General features: G+C 72.7%; 17 protein-coding genes. 6 read left to right on the forward strand and 11 right to left on the reverse strand.

The genetic code is table 11. The features are described from left to right. Window positions 1-19 precede the first annotated feature (19 nt). Window positions 20-715, reverse strand: a complete 696-nt coding sequence (locus AB0J67_RS13030; RefSeq protein WP_363480696.1) for an MBL fold metallo-hydrolase — start codon at window positions 713-715, stop codon at window positions 20-22. A 285-nt stretch (window positions 716-1000) separates the two neighbouring features. Here AB0J67_RS13030 and AB0J67_RS13035 point away from each other — a divergent pair, with 285 nt between their 5' ends. The 3 genes from AB0J67_RS13035 (at window position 1001) to AB0J67_RS13045 (ending at window position 3831) form a co-directional block, all read left to right on the forward strand. Beyond that, window positions 1001-1990: a peptidylprolyl isomerase gene (locus AB0J67_RS13035; protein WP_363480698.1), complete on the forward strand. Its 990-nt coding sequence runs from the start codon at window positions 1001-1003 to the stop codon at window positions 1988-1990. 26 nt (window positions 1991-2016) lie between these two features. Beyond that, entirely contained in the window at window positions 2017-2838 is an 822-nt protein-coding gene (locus tag AB0J67_RS13040) for a peptidylprolyl isomerase (protein ID WP_363480701.1), read from the forward strand. 165 nt (window positions 2839-3003) lie between these two features. Then, entirely contained in the window at window positions 3004-3831 is an 828-nt protein-coding gene (locus AB0J67_RS13045) for a peptidylprolyl isomerase (RefSeq protein ID WP_363480704.1), read from the forward strand. A gap of 60 nt (window positions 3832-3891) precedes the next feature. Here the strand turns inward: AB0J67_RS13045 and AB0J67_RS13050 are convergent, their stop codons facing one another. From AB0J67_RS13050 to ruvC, 8 genes are all read right to left on the reverse strand, one after another. Next, window positions 3892-6165: a bifunctional (p)ppGpp synthetase/guanosine-3',5'-bis(diphosphate) 3'-pyrophosphohydrolase gene (locus AB0J67_RS13050; RefSeq protein ID WP_363480780.1), complete on the reverse strand. Its 2274-nt coding sequence runs from the start codon at window positions 6163-6165 to the stop codon at window positions 3892-3894. Window positions 6166-6606: 441 nt separating this feature from the next. After that, window positions 6607-7167 carry an adenine phosphoribosyltransferase gene (locus tag AB0J67_RS13055; RefSeq protein WP_363480706.1) on the reverse strand — a complete coding sequence of 187 codons (561 nt, stop codon included), beginning with the start codon at window positions 7165-7167 and terminating at the stop codon, window positions 6607-6609. Window positions 7168-7250: 83 nt separating this feature from the next. Further along, window positions 7251-8363 (reverse strand): protein translocase subunit SecF, encoded by a 1113-nt coding sequence (gene secF / locus AB0J67_RS13060; protein WP_363480709.1) that lies wholly within the window; start codon window positions 8361-8363, stop codon window positions 7251-7253. Further along, on the reverse strand, window positions 8363-10240 hold the full coding sequence (gene secD, locus AB0J67_RS13065; protein ID WP_363480712.1) for a protein translocase subunit SecD: 1878 nt from the start codon (window positions 10238-10240) through the stop codon (window positions 8363-8365). The genes secF and secD overlap by 1 nt, the downstream gene beginning before the upstream one ends. Before the next feature lie 92 nt (window positions 10241-10332). After that, window positions 10333-10659 carry a preprotein translocase subunit YajC gene (gene yajC / locus AB0J67_RS13070; protein WP_363480715.1) on the reverse strand — a complete coding sequence of 109 codons (327 nt, stop codon included), beginning with the start codon at window positions 10657-10659 and terminating at the stop codon, window positions 10333-10335. 150 nt (window positions 10660-10809) lie between these two features. Further along, window positions 10810-11874, reverse strand: coding sequence for a Holliday junction branch migration DNA helicase RuvB (gene ruvB, locus AB0J67_RS13075; protein ID WP_363480718.1), 1065 nt, complete (start codon window positions 11872-11874; stop codon window positions 10810-10812). Then, window positions 11871-12467 carry a Holliday junction branch migration protein RuvA gene (ruvA, locus tag AB0J67_RS13080; RefSeq protein WP_363480721.1) on the reverse strand — a complete coding sequence of 199 codons (597 nt, stop codon included), beginning with the start codon at window positions 12465-12467 and terminating at the stop codon, window positions 11871-11873. The genes ruvB and ruvA overlap by 4 nt, the downstream gene beginning before the upstream one ends. Next, window positions 12467-12997, reverse strand: coding sequence for a crossover junction endodeoxyribonuclease RuvC (gene ruvC, locus AB0J67_RS13085; protein WP_363480783.1), 531 nt, complete (start codon window positions 12995-12997; stop codon window positions 12467-12469). The genes ruvA and ruvC overlap by 1 nt, the downstream gene beginning before the upstream one ends. A gap of 194 nt (window positions 12998-13191) precedes the next feature. On the opposite strand from ruvC, the gene AB0J67_RS13090 reads away from it, so the two are divergent. The 3 genes from AB0J67_RS13090 (at window position 13192) to AB0J67_RS13100 (ending at window position 16817) form a co-directional block, all read left to right on the forward strand. Continuing rightward, window positions 13192-13965: a 3-hydroxybutyrate dehydrogenase gene (locus tag AB0J67_RS13090; RefSeq protein WP_363480724.1), complete on the forward strand. Its 774-nt coding sequence runs from the start codon at window positions 13192-13194 to the stop codon at window positions 13963-13965. A gap of 14 nt (window positions 13966-13979) precedes the next feature. Beyond that, window positions 13980-15983 carry a helix-turn-helix domain-containing protein gene (locus tag AB0J67_RS13095; RefSeq protein WP_363480727.1) on the forward strand — a complete coding sequence of 668 codons (2004 nt, stop codon included), beginning with the start codon at window positions 13980-13982 and terminating at the stop codon, window positions 15981-15983. Between the two features lie 81 nt (window positions 15984-16064). Beyond that, a complete protein-coding gene (locus AB0J67_RS13100) occupies window positions 16065-16817 on the forward strand; it encodes an alpha/beta fold hydrolase (protein WP_363480730.1) in 753 nt (250 codons plus the stop codon). A 257-nt stretch (window positions 16818-17074) separates the two neighbouring features. On the opposite strand, the gene AB0J67_RS13105 is transcribed toward AB0J67_RS13100, so the two are convergent. Both AB0J67_RS13105 and AB0J67_RS13110 read right to left on the reverse strand, forming a co-directional pair. Further along, window positions 17075-17692, reverse strand: a complete 618-nt coding sequence (locus tag AB0J67_RS13105; RefSeq protein WP_363480733.1) for a TetR/AcrR family transcriptional regulator — start codon at window positions 17690-17692, stop codon at window positions 17075-17077. Window positions 17693-17704: 12 nt separating this feature from the next. Next, window positions 17705-19360: an MFS transporter gene (locus AB0J67_RS13110; RefSeq protein ID WP_363480736.1), complete on the reverse strand. Its 1656-nt coding sequence runs from the start codon at window positions 19358-19360 to the stop codon at window positions 17705-17707. Window positions 19361-19614: the final 254 nt, after the last annotated feature.

Below are 19614 nucleotides of genomic sequence, written 5' to 3' on the forward strand. Positions count from 1 at the left end.
AAGGAAGAAAGTCTGCGGGCTACAGGCCGCGGCGCGGGGCGTCGCCCACCGTCTGCAGGTTCTGCAGGAACGGGTTGCGCGCGCGCTCGCGGCCGATCGTGGTCGAGGGCCCGTGGCCGGGCAGCACGACGGTCTCGTCGGCCAGGGTCAGCACCTTGTCGCGCAGGCTCTCGGTCATGCGCGCCATGCTGCCGCCCGGCAGGTCGGTGCGCCCGATGCTGTCGCGGAAGAGCACGTCGCCGGTGAAGCACAGCGGCTCGCCCTCCGCGCCCGGCATGCGGAACATCACCGACCCGCCGGTATGGCCCGGGGCATGGTCGACCGTGATCTCGAGCCCGGCCAGCTTCATCACGGCGCCGTCGGTCAGCTCGGCGACGTCGTCGGGCTCGGTGTACGGCAGCCGGCCGCCGAACATCGCGCTCAGGTCGACCGAGAGCGCCTTGGCCGGGTCGGCCAGCAGCTCGCGGTCGGCCGGGTGGATCCAGGCGGTGATGCCGCGCGCGCCGCAGACGGGTGCGACGGAGAAGGTGTGGTCCAGGTGCCCGTGGCTGAGCATGACCGCGGCCGGGTGCAGCCGGTGCTCGGCGAGGACCGACTCCAGCTGGTCCAGCACGCCGATGCCCGGGTCGATCACCACGCACTGCTCGCCGGGCGCGCTCGCGACCACATAGCAGTTGGTCCCGAACGCCTGCGCCGGAAAGCCCACCACAAGCACGACAAAACCCCTCTCCGCAGACCTCAGCGACCAGCCTAGTGCGCGCGCGTACGGCCGCCGTCCACGGCACGGCGCGCGCCTGTGGCGATCATCCGTCACAGAACGCGGACGGGCATACGTGTTTCTCAGCGTTTACCCGTACACTCGCTCGGACGTGTGGCGCGGCCCACGCGCGTGCCTGAAGATAGGCCGGGCGGCGCGTGATGCGACACACACCCCTTAACGTGATAAAGGTGACACAGCGGACACGGTTCGCTGCGGTCAATGGTGACAGGAGGAGCTCGGGTGGCTTCCAGCAATACCCGACAGCGCAAGCTGGCCCGCGCCAAGGTCGACCGGCAGCTGGCTCGCCGGGCTGACCAGGAGCGCCGTTCGCGCCAGCTCAAGGCAGTCTTCGGCGGGCTGCTCGCGCTCGCTCTCGTCGGCGTGCTCGGCGCCTGGACCCTCGGCGCGTTCGACGAGAAGCCCGCGGAGACGGTGGCCGAGACGTGCCCCTGGAACCCGCTGGACGTGTCGGCCAACGCGAACCTGAAGGACGTGGGCAAGCCCGCGGCGACCGGCATGCCGGAGTCCGGCACCTCCGCGATGACCGTCGCCTTCGGCAGCGGCAACGTGGTCGCCGAGCTCGACCGCACCAACGCCCCGTGCGGCGCGGCGAGCCTGAAGTACCTGGCCGACAGCGGCTTTTACAACGACACCAAGTGCCACGAGCTGACCCACGGCGACGGCGCCTTCGCGCTGGCCTGCGGCGACCCGTCGGGCACCGGCACCGGCGGCGCGGCGTACTCCTGGTGGAACGAGAACGCGCCGGCCGACGCGCCCGCGGCCGACCCGTCCGCGGCGGCCGCGGCCACCAGCGGCGCGAGCCCGAGCACCGGGACCACCCCGGCGGCCAGCCCGAGCGCCGCCACGGCGGTCCGCTACCCGGCCGGCACGGTCGCGATGCTGCCCAACATCAGCGGCAGCCAGTTCCTGATCTTCTACCAGGACTCCACGACGGCCACGAACTACTCCATCGTCGGCAAGCTGACCTCCGGCCTCGACGTGGTCAAGAAGATCGCCCAGGCCGGCACCACCGCCAACGAGGCGGGCGCGGACACCAAGCCGAAGCAGGACGTCGTCATCAAGACCCTGACCGTGGTCGACACCACCGCCCCGGCCACCACCCCGTCGGCCCCGGCCACCCCGGCGCCGTCCGGTTCGGCCCCCGCGCCCAAGCCGTCCGCGTCCGCCCCGGCCGCAAAGCCTTCCGCGTCGGCCTCGGCCGCGAGTTGATCAGCAGTTAGCAGGAGGACATTCCCGTGAGTTCCACGATTCAGCGCCAGCGCCAGGCAGCCCGCGCGCGGCTCGAGCGTCAGATGGGCGAGCGGCTGGAAGAGGCCCGCAAGCGTAAGCAGCGCAACGCCGTGATCGGTGCCGCGCTCGCTCTGCTGCTCGTCGTCGGTGGCACCATCTGGCTGGTCACCGCCTTCTCCGGCGACGACACGCAGACCCCGGCGGCGGGCGCGCCGGCCCCCGACGGCGCCGCGTGCGTCTGGACGCCGGACGACGCCAAGGCGAACCCGAACCTCAAGGACGTCGGCACGCCGCCGACCGAGGCGATCGCCAAGGGCACCCAGACCATGGCGATCACCACGAACCTCGGCGTCGTCGAGGTCGAGATGAACACCGCCAAGGCGCCCTGCACCGCGGCGAGCATGACCTACCTGGCGGGCAAGAACTTCTTCGACAACAGCAAGTGCCACCGCCTCACCACCGAGGGCATCAAGGTGCTGCAGTGCGGCGACCCGTCCGCCACCGGCATGGGCGGCCCGGCCTACAAGCTCGCCGAGGAGAACCTGCCCAACGTCACCGACCCGAGCACCGCCTACCCGGTGGGCACGGTCGCCATGGCCAAGGCCGAGGCGCCCGGCAGCACCGGCAGCCAGTTCTTCCTGGTGTGGGGCGACACCCCGCTGCCGTCGCAGTACACCGTGCTGGGCAAGATCACCAAGGGCCTGGACATCGTGCAGAAGGTGGGCGCCGCGGGCGCGGTCGACAAGGACGGCAAGGCCGTTCCGGACGGCTCGCCGAAGACCCCGGTCACCATCACGTCGGTGAAGGTGACGCCGGCCGCGAGCTGACCCGCGGATGAGCGCAGGACGAGGGCGGGGCCTGGTGGCCCCGCCCTCGTCGTATGTGCGCGGCGTCCACTTCGGGCGCACGTCACGGTGCGGCGCCCGAAGGCGCTACGCTGCGGGTCCCCGCCGTGACAGGAGCAGCGGGTCCCCGCTGTGACAGGAGACGTCGTGGCCACCCCGCCCTGGACCCCCGAGAACCTTCCGCAATCCACTCCCACCGCGCAGGCCAAGGGCACCAGCGGCGCGCTCGTCGCCGTGGTGGTCGCCGCCATCGTGGCCGTGCTGCTCTGCGTCGTGCTCGCCGCCGTCGTGCTGATCGTGCGGCTGAACTCCGGGTCCGGGCCCGGCGCCGACGGCGCCCCGGCCGCGGCACCGGGCGCCGGGCGGCCGTCACCGGGCGCCGGCCGCTGCGACTGGCTGCCCGCCGACACCGCGGGCAACCCGCACCTGAAGGACGCCGGGCTGCCGGCGTCGGATCCGCCGTCGCCGGCCTCGGCGGGCACGGCCACGATGCGCACCGGCCAGGGCGTCATCACGTTCGAGCTGGACGCCGCCAAGGCGCCCTGCGCCGTGGCCAGCCTGACCCACCTGGCCGGGCGGGGCTACTTCGACGGCACCCGGTGCCACCGGCTGACCACCGCGGGCATCCACGTGCTGCAGTGCGGCGACCCGAGCGGCACCGGCATGGGCGGGCCGACCTACCGCTTCGCCGAGGAGAACCTGCCCAACGTCACCGACCCGAACGCGGCCTACCCGGTGGGCACCGTCGCGATGGCCAAGACGTCGGCGCCGAGCAGCACGGGCAGCCAGTTCTTCATCGTCTGGGGCGACACCGTCATCCCCTCGGAGTACACGGTGCTCGGCCGGGTCACCTCGGGCCTGGAGGTGGTCCAGGCGATCGGCGCGGCAGGCGCCGTCGACCCCGCCGGGAACGCCTCGCCCGACGGCGCCCCGAAGAACCCGGTCGTCATCAGCGCCCTGACCGTCGCACCCTGACGACAGACCGAGGCCCCGTCCGTGCCGTCCGGCACAGGCGGGGCCCCGTCGTGGTACGCGTCAGGCGCCGGAGGTGACGCGGTAGGCGTCCATCACGCCCTCCACGCCGCGGACGGCGTTGAGCAGGTGGCCCAGGTGCTTCGGGTCGGCCATCTCGAAGCTGAACCGGCTCACCGCGATCCGGTCGCGGGTCGTGGTGACCGTCGCGGACAGGATGTTCACCCGCTCCTCGCTCAGCGCGCGGGTGATGTCGGCCAGCAGCTTGTGCCGGTCCAGCGCCTCGACCTGGATGGCGACCAGGAACATCGAGCCCGCGGTGGGCTTCCAGGTCACCTCGACCATCCGCTCCGGCTGCGCCTTGAGGTCCGGCGTGTTCACGCAGTCCTCGCGGTGCACGCTGATCCCGCCGGAGCGGGTCATGAAGCCGTACACCTGGTCGCCGGGCACCGGCGTGCAGCAGCGGGCCAGCTTGATCCAGACGTTGGACACGCCCTTGACCGCGACACCCGGATCATGACCGGGCGCCCGGGTCCGGCTGGGCCGGGTCGGGATGGTGGACTCGGCAATGTCCTCGACCGCGCCCTCCTCGCCGCCGTACCCGGCGACCAGGCGCTGCACCACCGACTGGGCCGACACCTGGCCCTCGCCGACCGCCGCGTAGAGCGAGGTGATGTCGCTCAGGTGCAGCTCGCGCGCGATGGCCAGCAGCCCGCCCGCGGTCAGCAGGCGCTGCAGCGGCAGGCCCTGCCGGCGCATGGCGCGGGCCAGCGAGTCCTTGCCCGCGTCGATGGCCTCGTCGCGGCGCTCCTTGTTGAAGTACTGCCGGATCTTCGTGCGCGCCCGCGAGGACTTGACGAAGCCCAGCCAGTCCTGCGTGGGGCCGGCGCTCTCCGACTTGGACGTGAAGATCTCCACCACGTCGCCGTTGGACAGCACCGACTCCAGCGGCACCAGCTTGCTGTTGACCCGCGCGCCGATGCAGCGGTGGCCCACCTCGGTGTGCACCGCGTAGGCGAAGTCCACCGGCGTCGAGCCGTTGGGCAGCGCGATGACCTCGCCCTTCGGCGTGAAGACGAAGACCTCCTGGCTGGACAGGTCGTGGCGCAGGGCGTCGAGGAACTCGCCCGGGTCGGACGTCTCCCGCTGCCAGTCCAGCAGCTGCCGCAGCCAGGTCATGCCGTCGATGTGGCTGGACGGGCCGACCACGGTCGAGCTGCTGCTCTTGGCGCCCTCCTTGTACTTCCAGTGCGCCGCGATGCCGTACTCCGCGGTGCCGTGCATCGCGTGGGTGCGGATCTGCATCTCCACCGGCTTGCCGTTGGGCCCGATCACGGTCGTGTGCAGCGACTGGTAGAAGTTCATCTTCGGCATGGCGATGTAGTCCTTGAACCGGCCGGGGACCGGTTGCCAGGCCGCGTGGATCACGCCGAGCGCCGCGTAGCAGTCGCGCACGGTGTCCACCAGGATGCGCACGCCGACGAGGTCGTAGATCTCGTTGAAGTCCCGCCCCCGCACGATCATCTTCTGGTAGATCGAGTACAGGTGCTTGGGCCGGCCGGTCACCTTCGCGTTGATCTTCGAGCCGCGCAGGTCGGACTGCACCCGCTCGGTGACCTGGCGCAGCAGGTTGTCCCGCTGCGGGGTGTGGTCGGAGACCAGCCGCTGGATCTCCTTGAACCGCTTCGGGAACAGCGTCGCGAAGGACAGGTCCTCCAGCTCCCACTTCACGGTGTTCATACCGAGGCGGTGCGCCAGCGGGGCCAGGATCTCCAGCGTCTCGCGCGCCTTCTGCTCCCGCTTGGCCTGCGGCAGGAAGGTGAGCGTACGCATGTTGTGCAGCCGGTCGGCGAGCTTGACCACCAGCACCCGGGGGTCCTTGGCGGTGGACACGACCATCTTGCGGATCGTCTCGGCCTTGGCCGAGTCGCCCAGCTTCACCTTGTCCAGCTTGGTGACGCCGTCCACCAGCAGCGCGACCTCGTCGCCGAAGTCGGCCTTGGCCTGCTCCAGCGTGTAGGGCGTGTCCTCGATGGTGTCGTGCAGCAGCGCGGCGACCAGCGTGGTGGTGTCCATGCCCAGGTCGGCCAGGATGCTGGCGACCGCGAGCGGGTGCGTGATGTACGGGTCGCCCGACTTGCGGAACTGGCCCTCGTGCCACTGCCGGGCCGTCTCGTAGGCCTTCTGCAGGACCCGGATCTCGGCCTTGGGGTGCGCCGCGCGGTGCGCCGCGATCAGCGGCTCCAGCTCCTCGCTGACGCTGGCGGACTGCCAGGGCGCGTTGAAGCGCGACAGGCGCGCGCGGACCCGGCGGCCCGAGGGCACGCTGCTGAACATGCCGAGCTGGTTGGTGCCGGGCGCGGCCCGCACCTCCGGCGCGGTGTTGCGGTCCTCAGCGCCCCGGTCGGGCTCGGCGGCGGTGTCGTCGCGGCCCGGGAAGGGCAGCACGGCCGCTTCGCGCTTGGCGTCCTTGGCGGTGCCCTTCGCCGCGGTGGACCCGGTCCCGGCCTGCGACGACTCCGCCACGGCCACGTTCGGGACGGATTCGGAAGACAACGGCCGCTCCTTCGGTGAGGTTCGGATAGCCCATGCTACCTGGGATCGGGCTTGCCGGCCGATTTGCCGGAGGAGCGTACCGCCCCGGTCGCAGCCGGGGTGGTCGCGCGTGGTGGCCGTCACCCGCCCGGGTGCCCGGCCACGCCTGCGCCGTAGTGCCCCGCCCGGGCCGCGGCGAAACGCGGGACGCCCACGGAGTACGCGGACCCCGCGGGTCGGCGGTTACAGGCGCAGCAGCGCGTGCACCGGGCGCTCGCCGAGGCGCTCGCGGCCGCCCAGGAAGCCCAGCTCGATCAGCACGACGAAGCCGGCCAGCTCGCCGCCCGCGCGCTGGACCAGGTCCAGGGTCGCGTCGGCGGTGCCGCCCGTGGCGAGCACGTCATCGACGACCAGCACGCGCTGGCCGGGCCGGAACGCGTCCTCGCTGATCTCCAGGGTGGCGGTGCCGTACTCCAGGGCGTATGAGGCCGCGTGTGCCACTCTGGGCAGTTTCCCGGCCTTGCGCACCGGCACCACGCCCACGCCCGCGGCGTACGCCACGGCGGCGGCCAGCACGAACCCGCGCGCCTCCACGCCCACGACCACGTCGAAGGTGCCGTCGTAGCGCGTCACGATCGCGTCGATCACGCCGCGGAACGCCTTCGGGTCGGCGAACAGCGGGGTGAGGTCCTTGAAGAGGACGCCCGTCTTGGGGAAGTCCGCCACGTCGACGACCATGTCGGCGACGAGCGCCGCGGTGGCGGGCCCGCTGTCACCCTGGATGAGCTCGTTGGTCACGGGCACACCCTAGTACGAACAGGGCCCGGAAAGGGCCGAGGCCCGGCGTCCCTCGCGGGACACCGGGCCTCGGTCTGCGTTGTCGCAGGTCAGCGACGCTTGCCGGCGGGACGCCCGGCGGGGCGGCCGCTCTTGGCGCCGGCGGGCTTGGCGCCCGCCTTCGGCGCCGCGGTGCCCGCGCCCACGGCCACCGGCTGCGCCGGCAGGTCGCTCGCCGCGGCCTTGGCCGGAGCGTTGCGCCGCGCCAGCACCCGCTGAGTGTGGTTGGCGATCTTCGGGTCCATCTCCTTCAGCCACACCAGCACCGGGGTGGCGAAGAACAGCGACGAGTAGATCGCGGTGCCCATACCGATGAACAGCACCAGGCCGAGGTCCTTCAGCGTGCCCGCGCCCAGCAGGCCGGCGCCGATGAACAGCAGGCCGCCGACCGGCAGCAGCGCCACCAGACCGGTGTTGATGGACCGCATCAGGGTCTGGTTCACGGCGAGGTTCGCGGCCTCGCCGTACGTCGTGGTGCTGCTGCCCGTGATGCCGCGGGTGTTCTCCTGCACCTTGTCGAACACGACCACGACGTCGTAGAGCGCGTAGCCGAGGATCGTCAGGAAGCCGATCACCGTCGACGGGGTGACCTCGAAGCCGACCAGCGCGTACACCGCGGCGGTGAACGCCAGGTCGAACACCAGCGAGGCGACCGCGGCCGCGGCCATCCGCCACTCGAACCGGAAGATCAGGTAGACGCTGACCACCGCGATGAAGATGACCAGGCCGATGAGGGCCTGCTCGGTGACCTGCTCACCCCACGCCGGGCTGACCCGGTTGTCGCTGACGGTGCCGGCGTCGATCTTCAGCGCCGCCGCGACCTTCTCCTTGACCTCCAGCGTCTGGGCCTGCTCCAGCACGGCGCTGCGCACCGCGTAGATGCCCTGGCCGATCTGGGTGGCGGGCTGCACCTCGGTGCCCGGGGCGACCGCCTCGATCGCCTCGTTGACCGCGGTCTCGACCTGGACGAGCGTGCCGGCCGAGGTCGGCACGGTGAACTCGTTGCCGCCCTCGAACTCGATGCCCGGCTTGAAGCCGATCAGCGACAGGGCCAGGATCGCGATCAGCAGCACGCCGCCGGCCACGCCGAACCACAGCTTGCGCCGCCCGACGATCTGGAGCCCGGCGTCACCCCGGTAGAGGCGGGTTGCGAGACCACTCATCACTTAGCCTCCTTGGCTTCGTGCAGCACGCGGCCCAGGCCGCTGACGCGCGGGGAAAGGAACGCGTCGGTACGCGCGAACATCGTCATGATCGGGTGGCGGAAGAGGAACACCACGATCAGGTCGATCAGGGTCGCCAGACCCAGCGCGAAGGCGAAGCCCGCCACGACGCCGGAGGAGACCAGGTAGAGCACCAGTGCGGCCATCAGCGAGATCGCGTTGGCGGTCAGGATCGTCTTGCGGGCGCGGACCCAGGCCCGCGGCACCGCGCTGCGCGGGCTGCGGCCCTCGCGGATCTCGTCCTTGAGGCGCTCGAAGTAGATGACGAACGAGTCCGCCGCGACGCCGAGCGAGACGATGAAACCGGCGATACCGGCCAGCGTCAGGGTGAAGCCCATCTCCCGGCCCAGGAACACCAGCGCCAGGAAGGTCAGCACGGCCGACAGCACCAGCGACAGGAAGATGACCGTGCCCAGCAGGCGGTAGTAGAAGAACGAGTAGATGACGACCAGCAGCATGCCGATGCCGGCCGCGAGCAGACCGCCCTTGAGGTGCTCGCCGCCCAGGGTCGGGGTGATGGTCTGCGCCTCCTGCGGCACGAACGTCATCGACAGCGAGCCGTAGTTCAGGTTGTTCGCCAGGTCGCCGGCGGTCGCGGCGGTGAAGTCACCTTGGATGACGGAGTCGTCACCGAGCACGCCCTGGATGACCGGCGAGGAGATGATCTTGTTGTCGAGGACCACCGCGACGCGGCACTTGTTCTCCTCGACGACCTCCGCGCTGCACTTGGTGTCGCCCTCGTTCTTGAACGCCTCACGGGTCAGCGCGGTCCACTTGTCCAGGCCCTCGCTGGAGAAGTCCAGCGAGACCACGCGGCGGTTGGTGTTCTGCTCGATCTGCGGCGAGGCCTTGTCGACGTCGGTGCCGGCGACCTTCGCGACGTCGAGCAGGAACTTGGCGCCGGTCTCACAGGCCACGGCCTGCTTGTCCGCCTGGTTGATCGAGCCCGGGGGGCGCTTGTCGAGCTGGTCGCAGGTGATCTGCGGGACGTTGAACTGCACGTTCGGCGGCAGCACGGCCACCTCGGTCGGGCTCAGCGCCTCGAACGGCTTGAACTGCGCGATCACGGCCGGGTCGGTGGCCGGCTCGGTCAGCTTCGCGGCGGCGTCGTACGCGGCCTGGCCGACCTTCGCCTGCACCTGCTGCAGGGTGACGGTGTCACCGGCGGCGGGAGCGGCGGACGGCTTCGGCGCGGCGGCCGGGCTGGCCGAGGCGGCCGGGGCCTTGCTGGCGGCCGGGGTCGGCGTGGGGGTGGCCATCGCGGCGCCGCCACCGGTGCCACCGGCGGCCGGCGACGCGCTCGCCGACGGCTTGGCCGACGTGGCGGGCTTCGGCGAGGAGCTGGCGGCGGCGCTCGGCTTCGGGCTGGCAGGCGCGCTCGGGCTGGCCGACGGGGCGGGCGCGGCGGCCGTGCCGGTGCCGTCGGTCATCTTCAGCACCTTGCGGAAGAAGAGCTGGGAGGCGGCCCCGACATCCTTGATCGCGTCGTCGCCCTTCTTGGCCACCGAGATCACGATGTTCTGGCCGCCCTCGACGACGACCTGCGCCTCGCTCACACCCCGCGCGTCGACGCGCTCGGCGATGATGCGGCGGGCCTGCTCGAGCTCCTGCGCGGTCGGGGGCTGGCCGTCGACGCCGGACTGCGCCCGGAGGGTGACCCGCGAACCGCCGACGAGGTCAAGGCCGAGGTTGGGGGTCAGGCGCTCCTGCCAGCCGCCCTTACCGCCGAACCAGACCGCGCTGGCGAGGATGACGAAGATGGCGCCGAGGAGGGCGAGTTGCCTCCCGGGGCGCATCTGTCCCTGAGGTGGTGCCACGGCTGTCGAGTCTCCCTGGGATGAATGTCGGATGGGGATACGCCACGGCCGCCGCGGAAGCGACCGCCGGCCGTGGCGTGGGGGTCAGCTGCTTACTTCTCTTCCTTGACGGGGTTGTCCACCACGTGCTCGGTCGGCGCCGTGACCTGCTCGGTCACCCGGCCGACGGCCTGGCGCGCGTAGCGGGCGGTCACCCCGGGCGAGATCTCGAGCGTGACGCTCTCATCGTCGGTGGAGACGACCGTGCCGTAGAGCCCACCGATGGTGATGACCTTGTCGCCCGCGCCGAGCGACTTCTGCATCGACTCGGCCTCCTTGCGACGCTTGGCCTGCGGCCGGATGAACATGAAGTACATCAGGCCGAAAAGCAGCGCGAACATGATGATCGTCGGCAACGCGCTGCCGGAATTACCACCCACGATGTGACCTTTCCACAAGGCCCCGCAGCGCGACCCTGCGCGCCTGCGGTGGCGTCTGTCGTCCGTTCGGACCGCGCGAAGTCTAGTCGGTACGCGAGCGATCGCACACTTGCGGTGTAGGTCACGTTAAGATCACGAACGGCAGGTCCGCTACGTGTCCGGCTGGCTGTCGACGGTGAACAGGTCGGGTACCCCCGCGGTACCGGCACCAAAAGTACCATTTGGCGGTTTTTTACCGAGGTGCCGCCACGCGGCAGCGGTCGCGACCCGTCCCCGGGGCGTGCGCGCCAGCAGGCCGGCCCGCACCAGGAACGGCTCGACGACCTCCTCGACCGTGTCCGGCTGCTCCCCCACCGCCACGGCCAGCGTGGACAGCCCGACCGGCCCGCCGCCGAACAGCTCGACCAGCGACACCAGCACCGCCTTGTCGAGCCGGTCCAGGCCCATGTCGTCGACGTCGTACACCTTCAGCGCGGCGCGCGCCGAGGACACGTTGACCACCCCGTCCGAGCGCAGCTCGGCGTAGTCGCGTACACGGCGCAGCAGGCGGTTGGCGATCCGCGGGGTGCCGCGCGAGCGCCCGGCGATCTCCGCGATGCCCTCCTGGGTCGCCGCCACCCCGAGGATGCGGGCCGAGCGGGCCAGCAGCGCGGCCAGCTCCGGCGCGCTGTAGAACTCGAGATGCCCGACGAAGCCGAACCGGTCGCGCATCGGCCCGGTCAGCAGGCCCGCCCGAGTGGTCGCGCCGACCAGCGTGAACGGCTCCACGTCCAGCGGGATCGCGGTGGCGCCGGGACCCTTGCCGACCATGACGTCGACCCGGAAGTCCTCCATCGCGCTGTAGAGCAGCTCCTCGGCGGGTTTGGCGATGCGGTGGATCTCGTCGATGAACAGCACGTCGCCGGCCTGCAGGCTGGTCAGCACGGCGGCCAGGTCGCCCGAGCGCTCGATCGCCGGGCCCGAGGTCATGCGCAGCGCGCCGCCCAGCTCGGCGGCGACGATCATCGCCAGGGTGGTCTTGCCCAGCCCCGGCGAGCCGGAGAACAGGATGTGGTCGGGCGGCGAGCCGCGCCGCAGCGCGCTGTGCAGCAGCACCTCCAGCTGCTCGCGCACCCGCTCCTGGGCCACGAACTCCGCCAGCCGCTTCGGGCGCACCGACGCCTCGGCGTCGCGCTCCTCCGGCGACGCCAGCGGGCTGACCAGCGAGTCGGTCATCGCGTCTTACCCAGCAGCCGGATCGCCTGCTTCAGCAGCACCGGCACGGCCGGGGTCGGGCCGTCGATCGTCTCGGCCACCGCGGTCACCGCCTGGTCGGCCTGGGCCTGGCTCCAGCCCAGCCCGATCAGGCCCTGGCGGACCTGCTCGGTCCACGCCTGCGGGCGGCCGCCCTGGGCCGGCACCGCCGACACCGGGCCGACCTTGTCGCGCAGCTCCAGCACCATGCGCTCGGCGCCCTTCTTGCCGATGCCCGGCACCTGGGTCAGCGTCGAGGTGTCGCCGTGCGAGAGCGCCGCGCGCAGCACGTCGGGGGTGTGCACGGACAGCGCGGCCTGGGCCAGCTTCGGGCCCACCCCGCTGGCCGTCAGCAGCAGCTCGAACAGCTGCTTCTCGTCGTCGTCGGCGAAGCCGAACAGGGTCAGCGAGTCCTCGCGCACGATCAGCGAGGCCGACAGCCGGGCCTGCTGGCCCACCCGCAGCGCGGCCAGCGTGCCCGGCGCGCAGAGCAGGCGCAGGCCCACCCCGCCGACCTCGACCACGGCCGCGTCCGCGCCGACCGAGGCGACGGTCCCCGCCACACTCGCGATCATCACTGCCTGCCCTTCGCCGTACGGATGGCCTCGCTGAGCCGGTCGCGCGTGCCCCCGCGCCAGATGTGGCAGATGGCCAGCGCGAGCGCGTCGGCCGCGTCCGCCGGGCGGGGCGGCGCGTCCAGCCGCAGCAACCGGGTGACCATCGTGGTGACCTGCTTCTTGTCCGCCTGGCCGGAGCCGGTCACCGCCGCCTTCACCTCGCTGGGAGTGTAGGTGCGCACCGGCAGCCCGGCCCGCGCGGCCGCCAGCACCGCCACCGCGGCGGCCTGCGCGGTGCCCATCACCGTGCGCACGTTGTGCTGGCTGAACACCCGCTCCACGGCCACGCTCTCCGGCTGGTGCCGGGCGATCAGCTCGGTCAGGTGGTTGTCGAGGTTGAGCAGCCGGTCGGCGAGGTCGTCGTCGGGATCGGAGGTGACCACGGTGTAGTCCACCATCACGCAGGGCCGGCCGGGCACGCCCTCCACCACGCCGACCCCGCACCGGGTCAGCCCCGGGTCGACGCCGAGCACCCGCCGCTGCCGCACCTGCACCACGCCGCTCCGTCCGCCTCGCCGTACGTGTGTACGACACCCTAGCGGACCCCACCGTCAGCGCCGCCGATCGCCACGGCGCTCCCGGCCGCCCGCCGCGGGCCCGGCGCGCGCCACATGCCTTCCCGCCACACTGTGTGGGCCGCAGCCATGTGCCCGCTCCCACGGTCCTCGTAGTTTCCTGCACCATGACGACCGCGACGCCGCCACTGGTACGACTCGACCTCTCCGGCCGCACCGCACTGGTGACCGGCGCCGGCAGCGGCATCGGCCACGCGTGCGCGGCCCGGCTGGCCCAGGCCGGCGCGAAGGTGCTGGTCGTCGACCGGGACGCGGCGTCCGCCCGGCGGGTCGCCGACGAGATCGGCGGCACCGCCGTGGTGGCCGACCTGGCCGAGCAGGACGCGCTCGACGGCATCGACCCGGCTATCGACGTGGTCGTCAACAACGCCGGGCTGCAGCACGTCGCACCGCTGCAGGACTTCTCCCCCGACCGCTTCACCTACCTGCACCAGGTCATGCTGGTGGCCCCGTTCCGGCTGGTCCGCCGGGCGCTGCCGCACATGTACGCGCAGGGCTGGGGCCGCATCGTCAACATCTCCTCGGTGCACGGGCTGCGCGCGTCGGCGTTCAAGTCGGCGTACGTCTCGGCCAAGCACGGGCTGGAGGGCCTGTCCAAGGTCATCGCCGTGGAGGCGGCGCCCTACGGCGTCACGGCCAACTGCATCAACCCCGCGTACGTGCGCACCCCGCTGGTCGAGGGGCAGATCGCCGACCAGGCACGCACCCACGGCATCGCCGAGTCCGAGGTGATCGAGCGGATCATGCTGGCCAAAGCGGCGATCAAGCGCCTGATCGAGCCCGCCGAGGTCGCCGAGCTGGCCGCGTACCTGTGCACCGACGCCGCCTCGTTCATCACCGGCACGTCGATCGCCATGGACGGCGGCTGGACAGCCCAGTGATCGGCGGGGTAGGAATGCGAGCCATGCCCTCCTCGACCCTGCGGTTCCTGGAACTGCTCGAACGCGAGGCGGCCCCGGTCGAGTTCGAGGGGCCGCTGGTGCAGGCGCGCTCGCGCGGCGCCGGCCCGGACGAGATCGCCGAGCTGGAGGAGGCCAAACTCGCCGCGCTGCGGGTGCGGGCGCTGCTGGAACGCCGCCGCCGCCGTGAGGCGGAGCTGTCCGGCCTCTACGACACCGCGGGCGACCTGGCCGGGCTGCGCGACCTGGACGCGGTGCTGCACGCGATCGTGCACCGGGCCCGCAACCTGCTCGGCACCGACATCGCCTACCTGACCATGAGCGACGACGCCGCGGGCGACGTCTACATGCGGGTCACCGACGGCTCGGTCTCGGCCCGCTTCCAGCGGCTGCGGCTGCCACTCGGCGCCGGGCTGGGCGGGCTGGTCGCACAGACGGGCACGCCGTACGCCACCGCGAACTACCCGGCCGACACCCGCTTCCGGCACACCGGCGAGATCGACGCGGGCGTGGGCGAGGAGGGGCTGGTCGCCATCCTCGGCGTGCCGCTGCGGCTGGGCTCGCGCGTCATCGGCGTGCTGTACGCCGCCAACCGCTCCGAGCGCCCGTTCGCCCGCGAGGAGGTGTCGCTGCTGGTCTCGCTGGCGGCGCACGCCGCGGTCGCGATCGACACGGCGCGCCTGCTCGGCGAGACGCAGGCGGCGCTGACCGAGCTGTCGTCGGCGCATACCAAGATCTCCGCGCACAGCGCCTCCGTCGAGCGCGCCGCGGCGGCGCACGACCGGATGACCGCGCTGGTGCTGCGCGGCGGCGGGGTCGAGGAGGTCGCCGCCGCCGTCACCGACGTGCTCGGCGGGCGCCTGGTCGTGCTGGACGCCGACGGCCGCACCCTCGCCGCGGTCGGCGCGAGCGCGTCCCGCCCCGTCCCCCGCGCCGAGCACGTCGCCGGACCGGCGGCCGGGCACATCGGCGACACCGGCCTCGCCCTTCCCGACCCCGCCGTCGTCGCCGAGGCGCTGGCGGCCTCGCGCACCGACGGCCGGGCGGTGCGCCGCGGCGAGCTCTGGTACGCCGCCGTGGTCGCGGGCGCGGAGAACCTGGGCGCCCTGGTGTGGGCGCCCGAGCACGACACCGGGCAGGACGGCCGGCAGATCCTGGAGCGTGCCGCGCTGGTCACCGCGCTGCTGCTGCTGTTCCGGCGGACCGTCGCCGAGGCCGAGGGCCGGGTGCGCGGCGAGCTGCTCGACGACCTGATCGCCCGGCCGGTGTGCGACCCGGAGTCGCTGCGGACGCGGGCCCGGCGGCTGCAGGTGGACCTGTCCCGCCCGCACGTGCTGGTCGTGGTCGACGACGCCGCGGCCACCTCCGGCCCGGCCCGGCAGCGGGCGGTGTCCTGGGCGCACACCTACGCCGGCACGCACGCCGGGCTGGCCGCCACCCGCGACGGCCGGGTGGTGCTGATGCTGCCCGGCACCGAGGCGGGCGTGCTGGCCCGCGCCGTGGCCCGGGAGCTGGGCCGGGTGCTGGGCCGCCCGGTCACCGCGGGCGCGGCCGGGCCCGCCGCCGACCCGGCGGGGCTCGCGGCGGCGTTCAAGGAGGCCGACCACTGCGCCACCGCGCTGGCCGCGCTGGGCCGCACCGGCGACGGCGCGTCAACCGCCGAGCTGGGCTTCGTCGGGCTGCTGCTGGGCGCGGTCCGCGAGGGCGGCGACCCGGACGTGACCCGGTTCCTGCGCGACACCATCGGCTCGGTCGTCGACTACGACCTGCGGCGCGGCACCGCGCTGGTGAAGACGCTGGAGTGCTACTTCGGCACCGGCGGCAGCCTGGCCCGCGCGGCCGAGCAGCTGCACGTGCACGTCAACACGGTCACCCAGCGGCTGGACCGGGTGGCGCAGCTGCTCGGCGCGGACTGGCAGCGGCCCGAGCGGGCGCTGGAGGTGCAGCTGGCGCTGCGCCTGCACCGGCTGGGCGCCGGTGCGGAACCGACCGCCGGCTGACCCCACCCGCGCCGGCACCTCGGCGGTACTGACAGACGACGGCCTGCGCGCCGTGTGCCGTCCGTCCGCTGAGGAGACCCGATGAGAAGAACCGCCCTGGCCGCCGCCGTACTCCTGCTGGGCCTGTCCGCCTGCGGCGGCGGGGAGCCGGCGCCCGCGCCCAGCCCGACCGGCCTCGGCGCGGGCAGCACCTGCGAGCCGCCGCCGGGCACCCGGCAGGCCCGCTTCGGCACCGACGGCGCCGACCTCGGCGGCCTCCTGCTCGGCACCGGCCGGACCGGCATCGTGCTGGCCCACCAGAACGGCGGCGACGTGTGCCAGTGGCTGCCGTACGCGCAGGAGCTGGCCGGGCAGGGCTACCGGGTGCTGGCGTTCGACTTCGGCGGGTTCGGCGTGTCCACGGCGGGCACGTCGAGCAACACCCAGCAGGTCGTGATGGCCGCGCAGGTGCTGCGCGACGACGGCGCGACGTCGATCGTGCTGATCGGCGCCTCGATGGGCGGCACGGCGGTGCTCGCCGCGGCGCCCACCGTCACCCCGGCGCCGGCCGCGGTGGTGTCCCTGTCGGCGCCCTCGGTGTTCGGCGCCAACGCGCTCGACGCCGCGCCGAAGCTGACCATGCCGGTGCTCTACGCCGCTGGCGAGTTCGAGTCCAGCTTCGCCGACAGCGCCCGCGAGCTGCACGGCCTGACGCCGCAGGCGACCGGCAGCGAGCTGCTCGTGGTGCCGACCGACTCGCACGGGGTGTTCCTGCTGACGCCCGGCCTGGGCGGCGCGTCCGACACGGTCCGCGCCAAGGTGACCGCGTTCCTGGCGGCACACGCCCCGGCCTGACCCGTTGACCCCCGCCCGCCTTGGGGCAGGCGGCGCGGGACCGCATCACCGCCTGGCGGGACGTGGTGAGTCGTACGGCGCGCGCGACCGCGCCGCCGCGGCGAGCCGGGTTCCGGCGGCACCCGGAGCGTCCCTTGGCGCGTCGTGGGGCGACGACGCACCGGCACGATCCGGCACCGAGCGCGCACCGGGCGGGCGCGCCCAGGCGGTGATGCCCCACCCCGGCGGAGACGGCGCCGCTCAGACGACGGCGGGGCTCAGGCGGCGATGCCGCGCAGCACCACGTCGACGACCTGCTCGGCCAGGTCCTCGTAGCCGTCGAGGGCCGGGTTCCAGCGCACCATGCGGTGCAGCAGCATCGGGCTGATCAGCATCGACACCGCGATCTCGACGTCGATGCCGGCGCGCAGCTCGCCGGCGGCGATGCCGCGCCGCAGCACCTGGCGCATCACCTCGCGGCGGGGCTCGGCCATCGCCTCCTGCCAGATGCGGTACGCCTCGGAGCTGCGGTGCACCTCCGGGAACAGGCACGGCATCACCCGGACGGCACGCTCGTCCTTCGGCCCGACCACGGTGAGCAGGCGGATCATGTCCGCGCGCACCGAGTCGCCCTCGGGCTGCGGCGGCGGCCCCTTGAGCTTGACCAGCGCCTCCAGCAGCAGGTCGTCCTTGCCCGCCCAGCGCCGGTAGATGGTGGCCTTGCCGACCCCGGCCCGCGCCGCGATCGCCTCCATGCTCAGCGTCTCGACGGACACGCCCTCGGCCAGCAGGTCCAGCACGGCTTCGAGGATCGCCTCGTGGGCACGGGAACTGCGCGGACGCCCCTGCGTCCGCGCAGCTCCCGGCTGTACCGGGGTGTCGGCAAGCTCAGTCATGACGAGCGAACCTTACCCGACCCTGGACAGCCGCGACGGACGCTGTACGCCGCCCTCGGCGCCCGCCCCGCCGCCCGCGGGAGCGGCGTTGATGGGCACCGCGGCGCCGTCGCGCGCCGGACCGGCCGGGGCACCGGCACCACCGGGACCGGCGGACATGTCCGCGCGCTTGGGCATCCAGCGCACCACCACGACGGCGGCGATCAGGCCGACCAGCGTCGAGCCGAGCGCGGCCCAGTGCATGGCGTGCACGAACGCGTCGTTGGCCGCGGTGACCAGCGGCTGCCCGGCCTCGCCGAGCCGCGCCGCGACGCCGTACGCCCCGGCGATGGACTCGTTGGCGGCCTCCCGCACCGGCTCGGGGAGCCCGGCCGTCGCGGTCTCCACCTGGCCGCGGTAGACGCCGGCGACGACCGAGCCGAGCACGGCCACGCCCATCGCCACCGCGACCTGCCGCACCGTGTTCGACACCGCCGAGCCGACGCCCGCCTTCTCCCGCGGCAGCACCGACATGATGGTGTTGGTCGCGGGCGGCATCACGTTGGCCATGCCGGCGCCCATGAAGAAGAAGTTGACCACCACGACCCAGATCGGGGTGTCCACCTGGAGCGTGGCCAGCACCGCGAAGGTGGCCGAGGCCAGCAGGATGCCGCCCGCCGACACGGCGCGCATGCCGAACTTCTTCACCAGGTTCGTGCTCAGCGGCGCGAACACCATCTGCCCCACGGCGAACGGCACCAGCAGCGCCCCGCTCTCCATGGGCGAGTAGTCCCGCACCAGCTGCAGGTAGAAGCCGACGAAGAAGAACGAGCCCATCGAGGCGAAGAACAGCAGGCCGATGCTGGCCACCGAGGCGGAGAAGCGCGCGTCGCGGAACAGCGTCACGTCCAGCGACGGGTGCGTGGTGCGCGCCTCCCACCAGATGAACGCCGCCAGCACCGCCGCGCCGAGGCCGATCGAGGCCCAGACCTCCGGGCGGCCGAAGCCGTGCTCGCCGCCGTCGACGATGCCGTACACCAGAGCCACCAGGCCGACCACGGACAGCACCACGCCGACCAGGTCGATGCGGCCCGGCTTGGGGTCGCGCGACTCGGGCACCAGCAGCGCCACCGCGACCAGGCCGAACAGGATGATCGGGATATTGATCATGAAGACGGAGCCCCACCAGAAGTGCTCCAGCAGGAAGCCGCCGAGCAGCGGGCCGATCGCCACGGCCAGGCCCACCGAGCCCGCCCAGATGCCGATCGCCTTGCCCCGCTCGCGCGGGTCGAACACGTTCGAGATGATCGAGAGCGTCACCGGCATGATCGCCGCGCCGCCGACGCCCATGAAGGCGCGGGCCGCGATGAGCTGGCCCGGGTCCTGCGCGTACGCCGACAGCAGCGACGCGATGCCGAACAGCACCAGGCCGATGAGCAGGAAACGCTTGCGGCCCCACCGGTCGCCGAGCACGCCGAAGCTGAACAGCAGGCCCGCGAAGACCAGGGTGTACGAGTTGATGGCCCACTCCAGCTGGCTCTGGGTCGCCCCCAGGCCGTGGACGGGGTCGGCGAGCGTCCGCATCGCCACGTTGAGCACGGTGTTGTCGAGCACGACCACGAGCAGGCTGATCACCAGCACGCCGAGAATCGCCCAGCGTCTCGGATGCCCGGTGTTCGCAGAGTCCACGTTCTTCCATCCCCCAGGATTCCGATACGGCACAGTTCCGTATCGCAGGCGACGTTACGCCGCACCCACTCGATACGGAACCGTCCCGTATCGAAAGTGACCCACCCCACTCCCCCTTCCAACAGCAGGCGCCCCGGCAACATGCCAGGGCGCCCACGATGATCATCCGACCTGCCTGGCAGATGGGCGTATCTTGGCCGCGCATCCGCCCAGTTGCCTGGCAAGTCGGACGATCATGAGACCGGCGCCCGGCC

The sequence above is a fragment of the Catellatospora sp. NPDC049609 genome (genome assembly GCF_040675365.1).
GTDB lineage: Bacteria > Actinomycetota > Actinomycetes > Mycobacteriales > Micromonosporaceae > Catellatospora.